The sequence below is a fragment of the Serratia sp. BFP-2025 genome (assembly GCF_050880365.1).
Classification (GTDB): Bacteria; Pseudomonadota; Gammaproteobacteria; order Enterobacterales; family Enterobacteriaceae; genus Serratia; species Serratia surfactantfaciens.
The window spans coordinates 331,235-349,800 of sequence record NZ_JBPAFV010000002.1 but is presented as its reverse complement, the minus strand read 5'-3'; the positions used below and the strand labels follow the sequence as shown (position 1 = coordinate 349,800).

The following is an 18,566-nucleotide window of genomic DNA, read 5'->3' as shown; positions in this document are numbered from 1 at the left end:
TTGCATAACGAACAAAAGATCGGTTAGCCTTTGTGCGTTGCAAATTCCTTCTCTCTGCGGAGCCATAACCGAAAATGAACAACCACGCCTGTTGATATCTGGTCCCACGCCGTGCGCTCTCGCGCCCTGTGGGGATGTTTTGATCTCATTCAGGAGTGCTTATGGCTCATTTTGCGCAGTCCCCTTATTTCGTTTTACATCAACTGACCTACCAATTTGCTGACGGCGAAACGCTGTTCGGCCCGTTGGATCTCGCTTTCGATCGGCAGCGCTGCGGCCTGGTAGGGCGCAACGGCGTCGGCAAAACCCAGCTGCTGCGCCTGATCGCCGGGCTGGATCAGCCGGGCAACGGGCACGTCGAATCCCATGCCGCATTGGCTTACGTTGCGCAGCAGCCGGAGATCGGCGCGGACACCACGCTGGCGCAGCTGCTGGGCTACGGTGAGGTGTTCGCCGCGCTGGCGCGTCTCGATCAGGGGCGGCCGCTGGCGGACGATATCGATCGTCTGGAAGGGCGATGGGATCTCCACGATCGCCTGAAAAATGCCTTCGCTGCCGCCGGGCTGCCGGCCTTCGATCCTTTGCGATCCGCACACTCTCTGAGCGGCGGCGAGCGGATGCGCGCGGCGCTGTGCGGCGCCTTGCTGGGCGAGGCGGACTTTCTGCTGCTGGACGAACCGACCAACCACCTCGACAGCGCCGGCCGCGCCTGGCTGTATCACCAGCTGGATCAGTGGCGCGGCGGGTTGCTGATCGCCAGCCACGACCGGCAACTGCTGGCGCGCATGGAGCGCATCGTCGAACTGACGCCCGGCGCGCTGCGCAGTTACGGTGGCAACTACGACGACTACCGGCGCCAGCGCGATGCGCAGCAGCAGGCGGCGCGCGCCGATCTGGAGCATGCGCGCGAAGAGCGCCGCCGCACTCGCGCCCGTCAGCAGAAAGAGCACGACATGAGCCAGCGGCGCTCGGCACAAACGCTGCGCGTCGTCGATACGTTGAATATCGCCTCTTTCGAGCGGGTGGCCTACAAATCAGCGGCGAAGGAGAGCCTCGGCACGCTGCGCAAACAGCATCAGGATCAGCGCGACAGTCTCGATGCGGCGGTGCGCGAAGCCTATCAGCGGGTAGAAGAGGAACAGCCGGTGTTGCTGGCGTTGCCGGGCAGCGAAGTGAGCGCAAATAAGCAGGTGCTGGTGCTCGAGCGGCTGCAGCTGCCGTTCGTCAGCGCGCCGCCGCTGGATTTGCGGATCGACGGCCCGATGCGCGTGGCGTTGACCGGCCCCAACGGCTGCGGCAAATCCACCCTGCTGAAGACCGTTCTCGGCCAGCTGACGGCGCTTTCCGGCCATTGTCATTGCCCGCTGTCGACGGCCTACCTCGATCAAACCCTGTCGCAGCTCGACCCGAGCCTGTCGGTGATGGAACATCTGGGGCTGCAGGATTCACCGCTGGCGGAAGGCGCGTTGCGCACCCGTCTGGCGCAGCTGCAGCTCGGTGCGGACCGCATCGCGTTGCCGCTGGGCTCGCTCAGCGGCGGTGAACGCTTGAAGGCGGCGCTGGCCTGTGCGCTGTGGCGGCGACAACCGGCGCAGCTGCTGTTGCTGGACGAGCCAACCAACCATCTGGATCTGGCGTCGTCGCTGGCGATCGAAACCGCCCTGGCGGATTTCCCCGGCGCGATGCTGGTGGTGTCGCATGACGAGGACTTCCTGCAGGCGCTGCGGCCGACGCATCGCCTGCACCTACGGGCGGACGGTTGGCGACTGCAGGCCTGGTGAGGCAGGCGGGCGGCGCTCTGACCTAGTGCGGGGCGTTGATGCACGCCAGCAGTTGGGTGAAGGCGGCGGCCATTTGCTCTTCCGGCACGCAGGCGAAGCCCATCAGCAGGCCGCGTCGGCGGTTGGGCAGCATGTAATAGCGCGACAGTGGCCGCACCAACACCCCGCGCGCGCCGGCGGCGGCGGCGATCGCCACGTCGTCGGCCTCGTCCGGCAGGTTGAGGATCAGGTGCAAGCCGGCGTTGCTGTTGAACTCGCTGAGCGCCTGCTTGCCGAGGTGCTGTTCGATCAACCCGGTCAGGAAGGCGCGCCGCCGGGCGTACAGCAGTCGCATGCGGCGGATGTGCGCAGTGTAGTGCCCCTCCTGAATAAACTCCGCCAGCGCACTCTGGATCAGCAGGTGCCCGCCGCGGTACAGCTCGGCGTGGGCGGTTTTCAGCGCCTGCACCAGCGGCGGCGGCAACACCACATAGCCGAGGCGCAGCGCCGGGTAGAGCGTTTTGCTGAAGGTGCCGATGTAGATCACCGGCGCGTCGGCTTCCAGCCCCTGCAATGCCGGGATCGGTTGGCCGGAAAAGCGGAATTCGCTGTCGTAGTCGTCCTCGACGATCCAGCCGCCGGCATTGCGCGCCAGCGCCAGCAGCCGTTGGCGGCGCGCCAGGCTCATCACCGAACCGAGCGGGTACTGGTGCGACGGGGTGACAAAGATCAGGCGCGGCGGGTTGACCGGCTGCTCCGGCGGCACCAGCCCGGCCTCGTCCACCGCCAGCGGGCAGATGTTCAGCGCATTGATGCGCAGGATATTGCGGATCCCCCAATAGCCCGGCTCTTCGATCCAGGCGTCATCCCCCGGATTGCACAACATGCGCGTCACCAGATCGATCGCCTGATGGATGCCCTCGGTGATCAGGATCTGTTCCGGCGAGCAGCGCACCGAGCGCGCCACCCGCAAATACTCCACCAACGCATGCTGCAGCTCCGGGCTGCCGCCCTGATTGCTGTAGGTCAGCCGCTGCGGCGCCGGGCGGCGGCTGAGGCGCGCCTGGATCTTGCTGAACAGCTGGTGGGGAAAGGCGTTGACGTCGGGCACGCCGGGAATAAACGCCCCCCACTGTTTGGGGCTGGCGCTGGCGTGGTGCAGCAGCGTGGCACCGCGTTCCGACAGCTCGATGCGCCGCGGTTGCCCGCTGTCGTCCGCCGGAGCGCCGCCGGTGGACAAGCAGCTGTCCGGCACCGTTTCGGCGACGAAGGTGCCACTGCCGGCGCGCGCCGACACGTAGCCTTCCGCCAACAGTTGTTCATAAACGGTTAACACAGTGTTGCGTGACAGGCTGAGCTCCTGCGCCAGGTCGCGCGAGGCGGGCAGGCGGCTGGAGGGTGGCAGGCTGCCGTCGAGAATGCTGGTGCGAATCGCGTTGTAAAGCCGCTTGTGCAGCTTGTCATCGGGCTGTTCGCCAAGGCGCTGCAGCAACAGATCACCACTCAATGAGCGCAATTGGATCCCTCAATTATTCGTAACTGGCACTCGATTATAGGGCCACATCCTGTGTAAATAAACGGCATTGTTTCACGAATGTGAACGAAACGTGTAACTGGCACCGACCGGAGAGAACAGCATGAAAAACGCAGAATTGAACCAACGCCGTCAGGACGCCACCCCGCGCGGAGTGGGCGTGATGTGTGGTTTTTACGCCGAGCGCGCAGAGAACGCCACGCTGTGGGATGTGGAGGGCAAAGAAGTGATCGACTTCGCCTCGGGGATTGCCGTGCTGAACACCGGCCACCGTCACCCGAAGGTGATCGCCGCGATTGAAAAGCAGCTGCAGGCCTTCACTCACACCGCCTATCAGATCGTTCCTTACGAAAGCTATGTCTCGCTGGCGGAGCGCATCAACCAGCGCGCGCCGATCGCCGGCCCGTGTAAAACCGCCTTCTTCACCACCGGCGCGGAAGCGGTGGAAAACGCGGTGAAGATCGCCCGCGCTTATACCGGCCGCCCGGGGTTGATCACCTTCGGTGGCGGCTTCCACGGCCGCACCTACATGACCATGGCGCTGACCGGCAAAGTGGCGCCTTACAAACTGGGCTTTGGCCCATTCCCCGGTTCGGTGTTCCACGGCCAGTACCCGAACGCGCTGTACGGCGTGACCACCGAAGACGCGATGAACAGCCTGGACCGCCTGTTTAAAGCGGATATCGATCCCAAGCAGGTGGCGGCGATCGTGCTGGAGCCGGTGCAGGGCGAGGGCGGCTTCAACGTGGCGCCGGCCGAGTTCATGCAGGCGCTGCGCACGCTGTGCGATCAGCACGGCATCCTGCTGATCGCCGACGAAGTGCAGACCGGCTTCGCCCGTACCGGCAAGCTGTTCGCCATGGAACACTACAGCGTTAAGCCCGATTTGATCACCATGGCGAAAAGCCTGGCGGGCGGCATGCCGCTGTCGGCGGTGGCGGGCCGCGCCGAGGTGATGGACGCGCCGGCGCCGGGCGGGCTGGGCGGCACCTACGCCGGTAACCCGCTGGCGGTGGCCGCAGCGCACGCGGTGCTGGACGTGATCGACGAAGAACAGCTGTGCCAGCGCGCCCAACGCCTCGGCCAACACCTGGTGGAAGTGCTCCAGCAGGCGCGTAAAACCAGCCCGGCGATCGCCGATGTGCGCGCGCAGGGGTCGATGGTGGCGGTGGAGTTCAACGATCCGGCTACCGGTAAACCTTCAGCCGATATCACCCGTCAGGTGCAGCAGAAGGCGATGGAGGAAGGGCTGCTGCTGCTGAGCTGTGGCGTGAACGGCAACGTGATCCGCTTCCTGTATCCGCTGACCATCCCGGACGATCAGTTCACCAAGGCGATGGGCATTCTGTCCCGCGCGCTGGCCCACTAAGGAGCGAACGGCATGAAATTGAACAATCCCGAGCTGTTGCGCAGCCAGTGTCTGATCAATGGCGAATGGTGCGACGCCCTGAGCGGCAAGCGCGAAGCGGTGATCAACCCGGCCACCGGCGCCGAGCTGGCCAGCATTCCGCTGGTCAGCGAAGAGGAAACCCAGCAGGCGATCGCAGCGGCGCAGCGGGCGCAAAACGACTGGAAACAGCTGACCGCCAAGCAGCGTTCCGCGCTGCTGCTGGCTTGGGCCGATAAGGTGTTGGCCGCGCAGGAGGATCTGGCGCAGCTGATGACCGCCGAGCAGGGCAAATCGCTGGCGGAAGCGCGCGGGGAAGTGGCCTACGCCGCATCGTTCATCACCTGGTTCGCCGAAGAGGCCAAGCGGGTAGACGGCGCGGTATTGCAGGCGCCGCAGGCTTCGCAGCGCCTGGTGGTGGTGAAGCAGCCGATCGGCGTGTGCGCGGCCATCACCCCGTGGAACTTCCCGGCGGCGATGATCACCCGCAAGGTGGCGCCGGCGCTGGCGGCGGGCTGCGCCATCATCGTCAAACCGGCCGAGCAAACGCCGCTGACCGCGCTGGCGCTGGCCAAGCTGGCGCAGGATGCCGGCATTCCCGCCGGTGTGTTGCAGGTGGTGACCGGCGAAGCGGCGCAGGTGGGCAAGGTGCTGTGCGACAGCCCGGTGGTGCGCAAGCTGAGCTTTACCGGTTCGACCGAGGTCGGCCGCATCCTGATGGCGCAGTGCGCGCCGAGCATCAAGAAACTGTCGTTGGAGCTGGGCGGCAACGCGCCGGTCATCGTGTTCGACGACGCCAATCTGGACGCGGCGGTAGCGGGCATCATGGCCTCCAAGTTCCGCAACAGCGGCCAGACCTGCGTGTGCGCCAACCGCATCTACGTGCAGGATGGCATCTACGAGCGGCTGGCGGAGAAGCTGGTGGCGGCGGTCGAGCAGTTGAAAGTCGGCGACGGCAGCCACGAAGGCACCACCCAGGGACCGCTGATCGACAGCGATGCGGTGGCGAAGGTGCAGAGCCACATCGATGACGCGCTGATCAAAGGGGCGCAGATCGCCACCGGCGGCCAGCCGCACGCGCTGGGCGGCACCTTCTTCCAGCCGACGGTGGTGACCGGCGTGACGCAGAAGATGCGCTTCGCCAAAGAGGAGACCTTCGGGCCGGTGGCGCCGCTGTTCCGTTTCCATGACGAGGCGGAAGCCATCGCCATGGCCAACGACACCGAATTCGGCCTGGCCGCCTACCTGTTCACGCAGAGCGCGGCGCGCCAGTGGCGCGTGCCGGAAGCGCTGGAGTACGGCATGGTCGGCATCAACACCGGGCTGATTTCCAATGAAGTGGCGCCGTTCGGCGGCGTGAAACAGTCAGGGCTCGGGCGTGAAGGATCGCGCTACGGGATAGAAGAATATCTGGAGCTGAAATACCTGTGTATCGATGTGAGCTGTTGAGCGTCAGGACGTTAACCCATCCCGGCGGCCAGCGTCGCCGGGCGATAAAGGATGATGCATGTCTGAAAATATCTCTGTTTCTCCGGCGCTTGCCGCCGGGGTGCGAGCACCTGCACCCGCCAAATCGTTAAGTTTCCTTGAAGGGGTGGCGATGATCGTCGGCACCAACATCGGTGCCGGGGTGCTCTCCATTGCCTATGCCTCCAGCAAGGCCGGTTTCCTGCCGCTGCTGTTCTGGCTGGTACTGGTGGGGAGCCTGACCACCATCACCATGCTGTACGTCGCTGAATCCACGCTGCGCACCCGCGCGCATCTGCAGCTGAGCGGGCTGGCGAAGCGCTACGTCGGTGGGCTGGGTGCCTGGTTGATGTTCGCTTCGGTGTGCGTCAACAGCGTCGGGGCGCTCACCGCCTATATGACCGGCAGCGGCAAGCTGCTGCAATCGCTGTTCGGCATCTCGCCGGCGCTGGGCAGCCTGCTGTTCTTCGTACCCGCCGCCGGCGTGCTGTACCTCGGTTTGAAAGCGATCGGCCGCGGCGAGAAATTCATCAGCATCGGCATGGTGGTAATGTTGACCGCGCTGGTGGCGGCGACGCTGCTGAAAGACACCACCCAGATGCGCAACCTGCTGGACGGCGACTGGCGCTATATGGTGCCGGTGTTCAACGTGGTGGTGTTCTGCTTCTCGGCGCAGTACATCGTGCCGGAGATGGCGCGCGGCTTTGCCGACAAGCCGGAACAGCTGCCGAAGGCGATCATCGTCGGCATGGCGGTGACCTTCATTCTGCTGGCGGCGGTGCCGATGTCGGTGATTGCGCTCAGCGGGCTGGATGACATCTCCGACGTGGCCACCATTTCCTGGGGCCAGGCGCTGGGGCAGTGGGCGTTCTTCTCCGCCAACATCTTCGCGCTGTGCGCGATGTTGACCTCGTACTGGGGATTGGGCGGCAGCTTCCTGACCAATATTTTCGACAAGTTCCGGCTGGGCAACGACGAGCTGCCGCTGCGCCGCTTCGGCGTGCTGTTGCTGGTGGTGGTGCCGCCGTTCGCGCTGGCCTACAGCGGGCTGGTGTCGTTCGTCAACGCGCTCTACTTTGCCGGGGTGTTCAGCGGGGTGATCCTGTCGATCATGCCGATGTTGATCCTGCGCGGCGCGCGCAAACACGGCGACCAGACGCCACGCTGGCAGTGCAACTGGATCACGCACCCGCTGCTGCAGATCAGCATTGTGTTGCTGTACCTGGCCAGCGCGGTGTACGCCATCGCTTCATTGTTAGGCTATCTGCCCTCTGGATGGTGATTTGCCTTCCCTCAAGCAGTGATGTTGTTTCTCGGCATTGAGAACGGCGGCGTCGTGGCCGCCGATTTTTTTTCTCAGGCGCGCCGCTTTTCCGACAGCGCCAGCCAGGCCTGCACCGAAGGGCGCTGCCACTGCTTGTGCGCATAATGGCGAACGCGCTCCGGCACCGTATCGCCGTGCATCACCAGCCGATTGAGCATCAGCGCCAGATCGGTGTCGGCGATGCACCATTCCCTGAACAGATTATCCTGCCCGTGGCTCAATAGCTTTTCCACGGCGGCGATCAGTTTGTGCGCGGCCTGTTGAGCCGCTTCGGACAGCGGCGGGAACTTACCGTTGCTGAACACCACTTCGGTTGGGCGCTCTGCGCGGATCGGCAGCAGATCGCTGCGCAGCCAGGCCTGGATTTCGCGCGCCTTGGCGCGCAGCTTTACGTCGCGCGGGTACACGGCGTGAGCCGGGTGGATGTCTTCCAGATATTCGGCGATCGCCGAAGACTCCGAGAGCTGAAATTCGCCGATCGCCAGCGTCGGCACCCGGCGGGTGAGCGACAACGCCGCATAGGCCGCCTCTTTGTTCTCCTCTTTCGCCAGGTCTACCGGCTTCACGGTGAACGGAATGCCTTTTTCCGTCAGCACGACAAAGGCGGACATGGCGTACGGGCTGAAAAATTCACTGTCGGTATAAAGTTCGGTGATCGATTGAGACATCGGCGGTTCCTCGGGGTTAAGGGGGGAACATTGATCATTGTCGAGGGGAGGCTAAAAATCAATCTGTTAGGCCAAAAGTTCTTTTAGGGCAGGGTGCGCGGCGGCGCTGGCGCGATGTGATATATTTGTTGCCAACAAGTGAATTGAGTCGTACCGGGTAACATGAAGACGCAGTGGATAGAACGAGTGAAAGTGGGATGCGCGCGCCTGTGGCCGCATCCGCTGGCGGTGGGCAAGCGAGAAATGCTGATTTCCAGCGTTGGTGCCGGTTTGGGGTTGATGCTCGCCGGCTGGATCAGCCACTTTATTTTGGGTGAGGTGAACCTGTGGTTTATCGCGCCGATGGGCGCTTCGGCGGTGTTGCTGTTCGGCGTGCCCAACAGCCCGCTGGCGCAGCCCTGGTCGATCGTCGGCGGCAATGCGCTGGCGGCGACGGTGGGCGTCAGCGCCGGCCTGCTGATCCCCGATCCGGGCCTGGCCTGCGGCGTGGCGGCGGCGGTGGCCATCGGCCTGATGTTCAAGCTGCGCTGCCTGCATCCGCCGGGCGGAGCGGTGGCGCTGACCGCTATCCTCGGCGGCCCCGGCATTCATCAGATGGGCTACCACTTCGTGTTGTACCCGGTGTTGCTGAATTCGGTGCTGCTGGCGGCGCTGGCCATTCTGTTCAATAACCTGGCCGGGCGCCGCTATCCGCACGCGCTGGCGCCGGCGGAGGCCAAACCGGCCAATCTGCCGATCGATGCGGTTTCCATCACCCGCGCCGATCTGCACGAGGCGTTGATGGAGGGGGATCTGTTCGATATCGATGAGGACGATCTGCAGGAGATCCTGCTGCGCGCCGAGCAGCTGGCGCATCAGCGGCAAAGCAGGACCGCCTGATCAGCCCAGCGTTTTGCGGTAAAACACCACTCGTTCCGTTTCGGCAAAGCCCAGCGCGGCATGCAGGCGCTGGGAGTCCAGATTGGCGATATCGGTATCCGATGCCAGCTCGCTGCAGCCTTGCTGCTTGGCCCATTCCTGCACCTGTGCGATCAATCGCGTGGCCCAGCCCTGGCGGCGGGCGCGTTCGACGGTATAGATCCCTTCCAGAAACGCCACCGGCGATGACTCGCAGCCGTTGACGTAATCGTAGCGTAGCGCCACTTCGGCAAAGCCGATGAAAGCGCCGTCCAGCCCCCGCGCCATAAACGCGGTGTGGTGCGGCGAAGCCAATATTTCGCGCATCTCCGCGCGGTGCTCTTCAGGCGAGCTGGATGGCCACAGCGCCGCGCGCAGCGCCAGCCAGGCGTCGAGGTTGTCGTGGTCGCAGATGACGATCATGCGGGATCCTTATTCGGCAACTGAAGGGAGTGGGGCGATAATATCACGTTGCGCCGCCAGCGAGCGGCCGGATACGTCGGCGCATGAGATTAGCCTGCCCTGGATCGTTCGTCGCAGATTGTGATCCCATCATCAACGTCATCGGAAGATGGGGATCGTGCCCGAGGCCGTACGCCGCTCGCCGGCCTCTTTAAGTCTGCGCCCCAGTTCGGCGATGCGACGTTCGCCGGCTTCCAGCGCGGATGCTGAGGTATGTACCGAATAGGAACCGAGGTGCAGCGGATACGGGTGAGGCACGGCTGAGCCGAGAACGAATACGGCATCTTCATTGCCGGATGCTTCGAGCTCTATGGGCATTTCCCCCGGTTCGAATACCACCATCTCGCCCGCGTTGATAGGCGCGTCTGCGCTGAGCCGGCCTTTGGCCAGCGCGAGCCAGCCGACTGAATGCTTGGCTGGCGGGAGGTAAGTCCAGCTTTCGCCGGGTTTGAGGGTGACGAGCAAATAATTGATGTCTTCGTGCGCGGGCACCGGGCTTTGCACGCCTTCATGGTTGCCGACGATGATATGCGCCGGCCCGATTTGGCGCATGTTCCGGGCTTCGATATAACGGCTTTCCTGTTCACCGTTCTCCAGCTCGGCGGGCAGGGCCAACCAGAGCTGGAATCCTCGGATGCGCGGCGTATCCGTGGCGGACAATTCTTTGCCGTGCCACATCCCACCGCCGGCACGCGCCCACTCTACCGCGCCATAGCCGAGCGTCCCGACAGTGCCACTGGCGGGATCTTCGTAGTGAAAAGCGCCTTCGAGCGGCACGGTCACGGTGGCTATGCCTGAATGCGGATGCAGCGGCATGTTGGCCAGCATTGCCATGGTGCGCTGATCCGCATCGAACAGATCGAGGAAGACGAAAGGTTTAATCACCTGGCCCAGGTCGGACGGGCTCATCAGTCGGGTTATCGGGCCCTGCCCGTGGCCGCGAGTGCGCTGCGCAATACGTCGTGAGCTGGGGGAACGTGGTGTGGAAAACATGGCGTTCATGATGGTGGCTCCTGCGGGTTGCCGGTCTGGTGCAAATGGTTGTTGGGGAGCAATATGGCGCTGGGCCGTATGCCCAGTGCTCAGCCCCGAAAATGAGGCTGAGTCGTCAACATGACAGTGCTGTTCCGAATTGGCCGAAGCTCAAGCGGTCAGGCTGCCAACCTGAGACACCGCCGCGTCGATGGCGGCCGTGCGATTTTCCGGGCCGAGCGCCAGTCCCTCAGCTCGAATGAAGGTGATGTCCGTAATGCCAAGGAAACCGAAGAAGCTGCGCAGATAGGTTTCCTGATGGTCGAGAAAGGCCGACGGCGCGCCTTCGCCATACAGACCGCCGCGGGTGGAGGCAACGATAACGCGTTTGTCCTTGGCCAGCCCTTCCGCGCCGTTTTCCGCGTAGCGGAACGTCTTGCCGGGTACCGCGAGCCGATCAAGCCAGGCGCGCAGCTGAGTAGGCAGCGTGAAGTTATACATAGGGGCGCCGACGATGATGATATCGGCGGCAAGGAAGTCGTCGACGAGTTTGGCGTTACGGACAACGGCCTGTTTGACGTGCTCGTCTTGAGGTTCCACGCCCTGCAGGGCCAGAAATTCGGCGCTGGAAAGGTGGTTAATCGGGTCGGCGGCAAGGTCGGTATGAATGAGCCTGGCGTCTGGCTTAGCCGCAGACAGATGTTTGACGATCGCCGCCGTGAGCTGGCGGCTAACCGACTGCTCGTTGAGAATGCTGGAGTCGACATGAAGCAGTGTCATAGAGAGATCCTTAGGTATAAAATGGTAACTAGGGATAACAATATAACCATGTCCTAAAATGGCAGACAATAAGGCACATTAGGAGAACCCGGTATCATGAATGTGACTAATCAACCTCGAGATTTAAGACATGCTGACTGCCAAAAGATCAGTCAGGTATTGGCGCGCGTTGGTGAAAAATGGAGTGTCCTGATCATTATGTTCTTGGCGAACGGGCCGCGCAGATTTACTGAAATAAAACGTACAATCAATGGGATATCTCAGCGGATGTTGACGCTGTGCCTGCGCAGTATGGAGCGGGACGGATTGGTCAAGCGGACGGTTATTGCCGTCATGCCGCCGCATGTCGAATATGAATTGACGCCGCTCGGTTGCTCATTGACGGTGCCGGTCATCGCGCTGGGAACCTGGGCGAATGAACATATTGCCGACATTGATGCGGCCAGAACCGCATTCGATGAGCAAAACCGAGAGGCTTGTGACGATGCTAAGTCACGGTAAGAGGCTGCAGGGAGGCGAATGAAATTTGCGTTCGGTTGCCAAAAGGGGCGAATGCCTGGTTGCGCCGCAGAAAAAACTAAGGGGCTACGCTGTGAACGTAACCCCTTGATAATTTGGTGGCCCCTGTTGGGTTTGAACCAACGACCAAGCGATTATGAGTCGCCTGCTCTAACCACTGAGCTAAGGGGCCAAGCCGCGAGATTATAGGGAATCCTTAAGCATCGGTCTACTGTTACCCGCCCGTATGTTGCTTTTCTGCGCAGTTCTAGCCTGTTGTAATTGCTGGCGGATTTTGCGATAACCGCAGTAAATCCCTGCAATGGACTCACGATACTCATGGAACTTCTGGCGCCCAACCTGCGGGTGGTGTTTTGCGGCATCAATCCCGGCCTTTCTTCCGCCCATCAGGGCTATCCTTTCGCCAACGGCAGCAACCGCTTCTGGAAGGTGATCCATCAGGCCGGCTTTACCGCGAGCCAGCTGGCGCCGGAGCAGTGGCAACAGCTGAAGGACAACGGCTGCGGCATTACCGCACTGGTGGCGCGCCCGACGGTGGCAGCCAGCGAGCTGTCGCGCGATGAGCTGCGCAGCGGTGGCGAGGCGCTGCAAGAGAAGATCCTGCGCTATCAGCCGCGTGCGCTGGCGATTCTGGGCAAGCAGGCGTTCACCACCGCCTTCGAGGTGAAAAACGCGCCCTGGGGCAAGCAGGTGATGATGCTGGGGGAAACCGAGGTGTGGGTATTGCCCAACCCCAGCGGATTGAACCGCGCCACGCTGGAGCAGCTTACCGCCAGCTATCGTGAGCTGTTCCTGGCGCTGCAATGACATAAGGGAGTGTGCGATGACATCGATGATGAAAGGCTGTTTGATGGCGCTGCTGTTGGTGACCGGCGCCGCGCAGGCGGGGCATTCGCCGCAGGAAGTGCGCAACCAGCAGAACGTGCTGGAGTTTTATCGGCAGGGGCTCAACAACAAGGATTTTGCGGCGGCGCGGCCGTTTTTGGGTGAGCAGTACAAGCAGCATAACCCCAATGCCCAAGACGGCGTGGAGGGATTTCGTCAATTTGTCGAGCTGCTGAAAACGCGTTACCCCAACTCGCACAGCGAGATTAAACAGGCGTTCGTCGACGGCGACTACGTGATCCTGCATGTGGAGGTCAGCGGACGCGAGGCCGGCAAGACGGCGGCGATCGTCGATATCTTCCGTCTCGACAGCGCCGGAAAAATCGTCGAGCACTGGGACGTGACGCAGCCGGTGCCGGAGAAGACCGCCAGTGGCAACAGCATGTTCTGAGGCATAAAAAAACCCCGGCAGGCCGGGGTTTTTTGTTTTTGATGCGGCAGCCGGACTTAGTCGTCCAGGAAGCTGCGCAACACTTCGGAGCGGCTTGGGTGACGCAGCTTGCGCAGCGCCTTGGCTTCGATCTGACGAATACGCTCACGGGTAACGTCAAACTGCTTGCCTACCTCTTCCAGCGTGTGGTCGGTGTTCATGTCGATACCGAAACGCATGCGCAGCACTTTCGCTTCGCGCGCGGTCAGGCCGGCCAGCACGTCGTGGGTGGCGGAACGCAGGCTTTCCGAGGTCGCGGAGTCCAGCGGCAGCTCGAGGGTGGTATCCTCGATGAAGTCGCCCAGATGCGAATCTTCGTCGTCGCCGATCGGTGTTTCCATCGAGATTGGCTCTTTGGCGATCTTCAGCACCTTGCGGATCTTGTCTTCCGGCATCAGCATGCGCTCGGCCAGCTCTTCCGGCGTCGGCTCGCGGCCCATCTCTTGCAGCATCTGGCGCGAAATACGGTTGAGCTTGTTGATGGTCTCAATCATATGCACCGGAATACGGATGGTGCGTGCCTGGTCGGCGATGGAGCGGGTGATAGCCTGACGGATCCACCAGGTGGCGTACGTCGAGAACTTGTAACCGCGGCGGTATTCGAACTTGTCTACCGCTTTCATCAGGCCGATGTTGCCTTCCTGGATCAGATCCAGGAACTGCAGGCCGCGGTTGGTGTATTTCTTGGCGATAGAAATAACCAGACGCAGGTTGGCCTCAACCATCTCTTTCTTCGCGCGGCGAGCTTTCGCTTCACCGATCGACATGCGACGGTTGATGTCTTTGACCTGCTCGATGGTCAGGCCGGTTTCTTCTTCGATCTGACGCAGTTTCTGCAGGCTGCGCTGCACGTCTTCAGCAACGTCTTTCAGCTTTTCCGACCATGGCTTGGCCATCGCCAGCGCGGCTTCAAACCAGGAATCGCTGGTTTCGTTGCCGGCGAACAGGGTGACGAAGTTTTTCTTCGGCATTTTGCACTGTTCAACGCACAGCTTCATGATGATGCGTTCCTGGGTGCGAACGCGGTCCATCATGGTGCGCATGCTGTTGACCAGGAAGTCGAACTGTTTCGGCACCAGGCGGAACTGCTTGAACACTTCAGACAGCTTCAGGATCTCGTCCGCGGCGCTGGCATGGCTGCGGCCGTTTTTCTTGATCATCTGACGGGTTGCTTCGTACTGATCGCGCAGCTCGGCGAACTTCTGACGCGCCAGCTCAGGATCGATGCTGTTGTCGTCTTCGGTATCGTCGTCTTCGGCGTCCTCATCTTCGTCGTCGTCGTCTTGCTCTTCGCTCGACAGTTCAGAACCGATGTGGGTGGCGGTTGGGGCGATGTCCTCTTCCGCGTTAGGATCGACGAAGCCGGTGATCAGGTCGGACAGGCGCGCTTCGCCCGCTTCGACACGATCGTACTGCTCAAGCAGATAGGTGATGGCTTCCGGGTATTCGGCAACCGAGCACTGAACCTGGTTGATGCCGTCTTCGATGCGCTTGGCGATGTCGATTTCGCCTTCGCGCGTCAGCAGTTCGACGGTACCCATTTCGCGCATGTACATGCGCACCGGGTCGGTGGTGCGGCCGATTTCGGATTCCACGCTGGACAGAACCTGTGCGGCGGCTTCTTCCGCATCTTCGTCCGTGCTGTTCGAGTTTTCGGCGAGCAGCAGGTCATCGGCGTCCGGTGCTTCTTCCATCACCTGGATGCCCATGTCGTTAATCATCTGGATGATGTCTTCGATCTGATCGGAGTCGACGATATCTTCCGGCAGATGGTCATTGACCTCAGCATAGGTCAGATAGCCTTGCTCCTTACCACGGGTGACAAGTAGCTTCAGCTGTGACTGCGGGTTTTGCTCCATAAGACGGTATCCACACTTCAGAGTATTTAGGTTGGTGTCGGTCGGCGAAACCGCCAACAATAGCATTTGGGGCGTTTTCGTTATCGCCGCGGCCCACTATGGCGGCACTGTGCAGGGCTCTGCCCTCGCAATTATCGGCACTTAAGCCGTTTGGTATTCAGTTTTTCTTCGCTAAAACCTGGTTGAGAGAACGGACTTCTTCACGTTCCTCCGGGCTCAGGCCGCGCGTTCTGGCCTGGGCGATCAGCGTTTCCAGCCGTTGCTCGAGCACCGAGTCGTACAGGCTGGCCAACGTATCCAAAAAGGTCTGTTCGACCATGTCCTCAACGATCATATGGTTCCATGTCGCCAAGGTTTCAAGCTGCTGGCTGAATTTGTTGTCGCGATACAGCTCCAGCAATTGCCCGGTAGTCAGGCCCGGCTGCGCCAAACAGGTCTGCACCAGTTCGACGAACAGCGGCAATCCCGCCTGTTTGGTCTGCTCCAACCCTTCCAGCGAAGGGATAAGTGTAGCCAACTGCGGATTTTGCACCAGTAACCCTATCAGTATACGCATGGTTGTGCGTTTTAGCTGGGGCGCCTGATAAGGATTCGCATTTTCAGCCTGCTTGGGCATCAGCTTGTCGAGCTGGCTGTCGTCCAGCAGCCCCAGCTTGTTGCCGAGCTCCTGACGCAGGTACAAGCGCAACGTTTCGCCCGGCACCTGAGTAATCAGCGGCAGCGCCAGCGTGCTCAGCTTGGCGCGCCCGTCCGGGCTGCTCAGATCCACCTGCGGTAGCAGGCTTTCGAACAGGAACGTGGACAGCGGTTGCGCCTGCTCCATTCGCTGTTCGAAGGCTTCTTTGCCTTCTTTGCGCACCAGCGTGTCCGGGTCTTCGCCGTCGGGCAAAAACATGAACCGCAGCTGGCGCCCGTCGTTCAGGTACGGCAGCGCGGTTTCCAGCGCTCGCCAGGCCGCTTCACGGCCGGCGCGGTCGCCGTCGTAACAGCAGACGACGTTGTCGGTGGCGCGGAACAGCAGCTGAATGTGTTCAGCTGTCGTCGAGGTTCCGAGCGAGGCGACGGCATAATCGATGCCGAATTGCGCCAACGCCACCACGTCCATATACCCTTCCACCACCAGCAGCCGCTGCAGGGTAGGGTGGTTCTGCTGTGCTTCATACAGGCCGTACAGCTGGCGGCCCTTATGGAAAACTTCGGTTTCCGGCGAGTTCAGGTACTTCGGCATGCCGTCGCCCAATACGCGGCCGCCGAAGGCGATCACGCGCCCGCGCTTGTCGCGGATGGGGAACATCACCCGTTCGCGGAAACGGTCGTACGAACGCCCCTGATCGTTAGTCACCAGCATGCCGGCATCGTTCAATGCGCGGCGCGAGTCGGCGTCGCGGCCGAAACGCTTCAGGGCGTTGTCCCATCCCGCCGGCGCGAAGCCGATGGCGAAATGGCGAATAACGTCGTCACTTAATCCGCGCTGCTGCAAATAGTTGCGCGCCGGCGCCCCGGAGGACTGCTGCAGTGACTGTTGATAGAACGCGCTGAGCTGTTCCATCAGTTGGTACAGGCTCTGGCGCTGATGGCGTTCGATCTGGGTTGGCCCGGTGCCTGCTTCGTAAGGCACTTCCAGCCCGTGCATGGTCGCCAGCTCTTCGATGGTTTCGACAAACTCGAGTCGGTCGTAATTCATCAAAAAGTCGACGGCGTTGCCGTGCGCACCACATCCAAAACAGTGATAAAACTGCTTTTCGCCATTAACGGTAAATGAAGGCGTCTTTTCGTGGTGGAACGGACAGCACGCGTGGTAGTTCTTGCCTTGCTTCTTGAGCTTCACGCGGGCGTCGATCAAATCGACGATGTCGGTGCGAGCCAGCAAGTCATTGATAAATACGCGCGGAATTCGTCCAGCCATAAGCCCTTACTTCATTAGCCTATAAACGAGAACAAGCCGCGCATTCCTTTCGGAAAGCACGGCCTTCGTATGCAACTACTCGGTCTGCGCGATTTTGAAAATCAGAAATTCACGCGGTGGGGTTGCCCCCGAAGAATTAATACAGACGAGTGCGGCGTGCGTTTTCGCGAGCCAGTTTCTTCGCGTGACGTTTCACAGCAGAAGCTTTAGCGCGTTTACGTTCGGTAGTTGGTTTTTCATAAAACTCACGACGACGAACTTCAGCTAAAACACCCGCTTTTTCGCAAGAGCGTTTGAAACGACGCAGAGCAACGTCAAATGGCTCGTTTTCACGTACTTTAATTACCGGCATGTGCCTCTCACCTCAATAAAATTCGGTTTGCTGCTGGCCAAGCGCCAGCCTTTTCAAAATGGTGCGGAATTTTACTCCAATGGATGCTGCTTTGTAAAGCATCACCGCAAATTGAAACCCGCGTCGCTCTGCCGCAACGTGCGCAATTTTGCACCGGGCGCTGATTATAGACTAATCAGAAAAAAATGCTCGTGTTTAATCGCGCGGGCATTTTCTGGATGAATCATCGACATAGGCGCGAGCCGGTGACAAGATGCGCTGCGCCGGCGGTAAATGCGGCGGAATGTGGTAGACTGGCGGCCGCACGTGAATGATGGGAAATGTAATGCGAGTACTGGGTATAGAAACGTCCTGCGATGAAACCGGAATTGCAGTGTATGACGATCAAACCGGTTTGTTGGCCAACCAATTATACAGCCAGGTGAAGCTGCACGCCGACTACGGCGGCGTGGTGCCGGAACTGGCTTCCCGCGATCACGTGCGCAAAACCGTGCCGCTGATTCAGGCGGCGCTGAAAGAGGCCAACCTGACCCCGGCCGACATCGACGGCGTGGCTTATACCGCCGGGCCGGGCCTGGTGGGGGCGCTGCTGGTCGGCGCTACCGTCGGGCGCGCGCTGGCGTTCGCCTGGAACGTGCCGGCGGTGCCGGTGCACCATATGGAAGGCCACCTGCTGGCGCCGATGCTGGAAGATAACCCGCCGGCGTTTCCGTTCGTCGCGCTGCTGGTCTCCGGCGGCCACACTCAGCTGATCGGCGTCACCGGCATCGGTGAGTATGAACTCCTGGGCGAATCGATCGACGACGCCGCCGGCGAAGCGTTCGACAAAACCGCCAAGCTGCTCGGCCTGGATTACCCCGGCGGGCCGATGCTGTCGAAGATGGCGCAGCAGGGCACGGCGGGGCGTTTCACATTCCCGCGGCCGATGACCGATCGCCCTGGGCTGGACTTCAGCTTCTCCGGCCTGAAAACCTTCGCCGCCAACACCATTCGCTCCAACGGCGACGACGATCAGACGCGCGCCGACATCGCCCGCGCCTTCGAGGATGCGGTGGTGGATACGTTGGCGATCAAATGCAAACGCGCGCTGGAGCAGACCGGTTTCAAACGGTTGGTGATGGCCGGCGGCGTGAGCGCAAACCGCACGCTGCGCGCCAAACTGGCGGAGATGATGCACAAGCGCGGCGGGGAAGTGTTCTATGCCCGTCCGGAATTTTGCACCGACAACGGCGCGATGATCGCCTATGCCGGCATGGTGCGCCTGAAGAGCGGCGCCAACCCGGAGCTGAGCGTTTCGGTGCGGCCGCGCTGGCCGCTGGCGGAACTGCCTGCGGTATAAAAAAAGGGCCGGATCATCCGGCCCT

At 61.5% G+C, this 18,566-nt stretch carries 17 protein-coding genes and 1 tRNA gene; 9 read left to right on the top strand and 9 right to left on the bottom strand.

All coding sequences use genetic code 11. From position 1 onward, the window contains the following. The first annotated feature begins 161 nt into the window (after nt 1–161). Complete coding sequence (locus ACRAWE_RS17085; protein ID WP_432525649.1) at nt 162–1,781, top strand: ABC-F family ATP-binding cassette domain-containing protein; 1,620 nt, start codon at nt 162–164, stop codon at nt 1,779–1,781. 22 nt (nt 1,782–1,803) lie between these two features. On the opposite strand, the gene ACRAWE_RS17080 is transcribed toward ACRAWE_RS17085, so the two are convergent. Beyond that, on the bottom strand, nt 1,804–3,276 hold the full coding sequence (locus ACRAWE_RS17080; protein ID WP_074055029.1) for a PLP-dependent aminotransferase family protein: 1,473 nt from the start codon (nt 3,274–3,276) through the stop codon (nt 1,804–1,806). A 121-nt stretch (nt 3,277–3,397) separates the two neighbouring features. Here ACRAWE_RS17080 and ACRAWE_RS17075 point away from each other — a divergent pair, with 121 nt between their 5' ends. The 3 genes from ACRAWE_RS17075 to ACRAWE_RS17065 are packed head-to-tail and all read left to right on the top strand — an operon-like array spanning nt 3,398 to nt 7,430. Then, nucleotides 3,398–4,663, top strand: a complete 1,266-nt coding sequence (locus ACRAWE_RS17075) for a 4-aminobutyrate--2-oxoglutarate transaminase (RefSeq protein WP_019453096.1) — start codon at nt 3,398–3,400, stop codon at nt 4,661–4,663. A 12-nt stretch (nt 4,664–4,675) separates the two neighbouring features. Next, nucleotides 4,676–6,130 (top strand): NAD-dependent succinate-semialdehyde dehydrogenase, encoded by a 1,455-nt coding sequence (locus ACRAWE_RS17070; protein WP_432525647.1) that lies wholly within the window; start codon nt 4,676–4,678, stop codon nt 6,128–6,130. Between the two features lie 58 nt (nt 6,131–6,188). After that, nucleotides 6,189–7,430 carry an aromatic amino acid transport family protein gene (locus ACRAWE_RS17065; protein ID WP_197667918.1) on the top strand — a complete coding sequence of 414 codons (1,242 nt, stop codon included), beginning with the start codon at nt 6,189–6,191 and terminating at the stop codon, nt 7,428–7,430. Nucleotides 7,431–7,504: 74 nt separating this feature from the next. Here the strand turns inward: ACRAWE_RS17065 and yfcF are convergent, their stop codons facing one another. Further along, nucleotides 7,505–8,140: a glutathione transferase gene (gene yfcF, locus ACRAWE_RS17060; protein WP_432525645.1), complete on the bottom strand. Its 636-nt coding sequence runs from the start codon at nt 8,138–8,140 to the stop codon at nt 7,505–7,507. Between the two features lie 162 nt (nt 8,141–8,302). Here yfcF and ACRAWE_RS17055 point away from each other — a divergent pair, with 162 nt between their 5' ends. After that, complete coding sequence (locus tag ACRAWE_RS17055; protein ID WP_025160111.1) at nt 8,303–9,019, top strand: HPP family protein; 717 nt, start codon at nt 8,303–8,305, stop codon at nt 9,017–9,019. Here ACRAWE_RS17055 and aac(6') read toward each other — a convergent pair whose 3' ends face one another. From aac(6') to ACRAWE_RS17040, 3 genes are all read right to left on the bottom strand, one after another. Beyond that, nucleotides 9,020–9,460, bottom strand: a complete 441-nt coding sequence (gene aac(6'), locus ACRAWE_RS17050; RefSeq protein WP_063918717.1) for an aminoglycoside 6'-N-acetyltransferase — start codon at nt 9,458–9,460, stop codon at nt 9,020–9,022. It abuts the gene before it with no gap. 138 nt (nt 9,461–9,598) lie between these two features. After that, nucleotides 9,599–10,501 carry a pirin family protein gene (locus ACRAWE_RS17045; RefSeq protein WP_432525643.1) on the bottom strand — a complete coding sequence of 301 codons (903 nt, stop codon included), beginning with the start codon at nt 10,499–10,501 and terminating at the stop codon, nt 9,599–9,601. Between the two features lie 141 nt (nt 10,502–10,642). Further along, on the bottom strand, nt 10,643–11,251 hold the full coding sequence (locus ACRAWE_RS17040) for an FMN-dependent NADH-azoreductase (protein WP_432525642.1): 609 nt from the start codon (nt 11,249–11,251) through the stop codon (nt 10,643–10,645). Between the two features lie 96 nt (nt 11,252–11,347). Here ACRAWE_RS17040 and ACRAWE_RS17035 point away from each other — a divergent pair, with 96 nt between their 5' ends. After that, nucleotides 11,348–11,752: a winged helix-turn-helix transcriptional regulator gene (locus tag ACRAWE_RS17035; RefSeq protein WP_019453088.1), complete on the top strand. Its 405-nt coding sequence runs from the start codon at nt 11,348–11,350 to the stop codon at nt 11,750–11,752. Nucleotides 11,753–11,866: 114 nt separating this feature from the next. On the opposite strand, the gene ACRAWE_RS17030 is transcribed toward ACRAWE_RS17035, so the two are convergent. Then, nucleotides 11,867–11,942 (bottom strand) — tRNA-Ile (locus tag ACRAWE_RS17030). A 146-nt stretch (nt 11,943–12,088) separates the two neighbouring features. On the opposite strand from ACRAWE_RS17030, the gene mug reads away from it, so the two are divergent. Then, nucleotides 12,089–12,577 carry a G/U mismatch-specific DNA glycosylase gene (mug, locus tag ACRAWE_RS17025; protein ID WP_063918720.1) on the top strand — a complete coding sequence of 163 codons (489 nt, stop codon included), beginning with the start codon at nt 12,089–12,091 and terminating at the stop codon, nt 12,575–12,577. Nucleotides 12,578–12,593: 16 nt separating this feature from the next. Further along, nucleotides 12,594–13,046 (top strand): nuclear transport factor 2 family protein, encoded by a 453-nt coding sequence (locus ACRAWE_RS17020; protein WP_019453086.1) that lies wholly within the window; start codon nt 12,594–12,596, stop codon nt 13,044–13,046. A 56-nt stretch (nt 13,047–13,102) separates the two neighbouring features. Here the strand turns inward: ACRAWE_RS17020 and rpoD are convergent, their stop codons facing one another. The 3 genes from rpoD to rpsU all read right to left on the bottom strand — a co-directional run bounded on the left by rpoD (nt 13,103) and on the right by rpsU (nt 17,202). Continuing rightward, nucleotides 13,103–14,944 carry an RNA polymerase sigma factor RpoD gene (gene rpoD, locus ACRAWE_RS17015; protein ID WP_019453085.1) on the bottom strand — a complete coding sequence of 614 codons (1,842 nt, stop codon included), beginning with the start codon at nt 14,942–14,944 and terminating at the stop codon, nt 13,103–13,105. A 157-nt stretch (nt 14,945–15,101) separates the two neighbouring features. Next, a complete protein-coding gene (dnaG, locus tag ACRAWE_RS17010; RefSeq protein ID WP_019453084.1) occupies nt 15,102–16,850 on the bottom strand; it encodes a DNA primase in 1,749 nt (582 codons plus the stop codon). Nucleotides 16,851–16,986: 136 nt separating this feature from the next. Then, a complete protein-coding gene (rpsU, locus tag ACRAWE_RS17005) occupies nt 16,987–17,202 on the bottom strand; it encodes a 30S ribosomal protein S21 (protein ID WP_001144069.1) in 216 nt (71 codons plus the stop codon). 325 nt (nt 17,203–17,527) lie between these two features. Here rpsU and tsaD point away from each other — a divergent pair, with 325 nt between their 5' ends. Then, on the top strand, nt 17,528–18,541 hold the full coding sequence (tsaD, locus tag ACRAWE_RS17000; RefSeq protein ID WP_432525641.1) for a tRNA (adenosine(37)-N6)-threonylcarbamoyltransferase complex transferase subunit TsaD: 1,014 nt from the start codon (nt 17,528–17,530) through the stop codon (nt 18,539–18,541). The last annotated feature ends 25 nt before the right edge of the window (nt 18,542–18,566 follow it).

Bases quoted from the DNA above. Each gene is read 5' to 3' on its own strand.
- ACRAWE_RS17085 (WP_432525649.1), top strand. From the start codon at position 162: ATGGCTCATTTTGCGCAGTCCCCTTATTTCGTTTTACATCAACTGACC.
- ACRAWE_RS17075 (WP_019453096.1), top strand. From the start codon at position 3,398: ATGAAAAACGCAGAATTGAACCAACGCCGTCAGGACGCCACCCCGCGC.
- ACRAWE_RS17070 (WP_432525647.1), top strand. From the start codon at position 4,676: ATGAAATTGAACAATCCCGAGCTGTTGCGCAGCCAGTGTCTGATCAAT.
- ACRAWE_RS17065 (WP_197667918.1), top strand. From the start codon at position 6,189: ATGTCTGAAAATATCTCTGTTTCTCCGGCGCTTGCCGCCGGGGTGCGA.
- yfcF (WP_432525645.1), bottom strand. From the start codon at position 8,140: ATGTCTCAATCGATCACCGAACTTTATACCGACAGTGAATTTTTCAGC.
- ACRAWE_RS17055 (WP_025160111.1), top strand. From the start codon at position 8,303: ATGAAGACGCAGTGGATAGAACGAGTGAAAGTGGGATGCGCGCGCCTG.
- ACRAWE_RS17045 (WP_432525643.1), bottom strand. From the start codon at position 10,501: ATGAACGCCATGTTTTCCACACCACGTTCCCCCAGCTCACGACGTATT.
- ACRAWE_RS17040 (WP_432525642.1), bottom strand. From the start codon at position 11,251: ATGACACTGCTTCATGTCGACTCCAGCATTCTCAACGAGCAGTCGGTT.
- ACRAWE_RS17035 (WP_019453088.1), top strand. From the start codon at position 11,348: ATGAATGTGACTAATCAACCTCGAGATTTAAGACATGCTGACTGCCAA.
- mug (WP_063918720.1), top strand. From the start codon at position 12,089: ATGGAACTTCTGGCGCCCAACCTGCGGGTGGTGTTTTGCGGCATCAAT.
- ACRAWE_RS17020 (WP_019453086.1), top strand. From the start codon at position 12,594: ATGACATCGATGATGAAAGGCTGTTTGATGGCGCTGCTGTTGGTGACC.
- rpoD (WP_019453085.1), bottom strand. From the start codon at position 14,944: ATGGAGCAAAACCCGCAGTCACAGCTGAAGCTACTTGTCACCCGTGGT.
- dnaG (WP_019453084.1), bottom strand. From the start codon at position 16,850: ATGGCTGGACGAATTCCGCGCGTATTTATCAATGACTTGCTGGCTCGC.
- rpsU (WP_001144069.1), bottom strand. From the start codon at position 17,202: ATGCCGGTAATTAAAGTACGTGAAAACGAGCCATTTGACGTTGCTCTG.
- tsaD (WP_432525641.1), top strand. From the start codon at position 17,528: ATGCGAGTACTGGGTATAGAAACGTCCTGCGATGAAACCGGAATTGCA.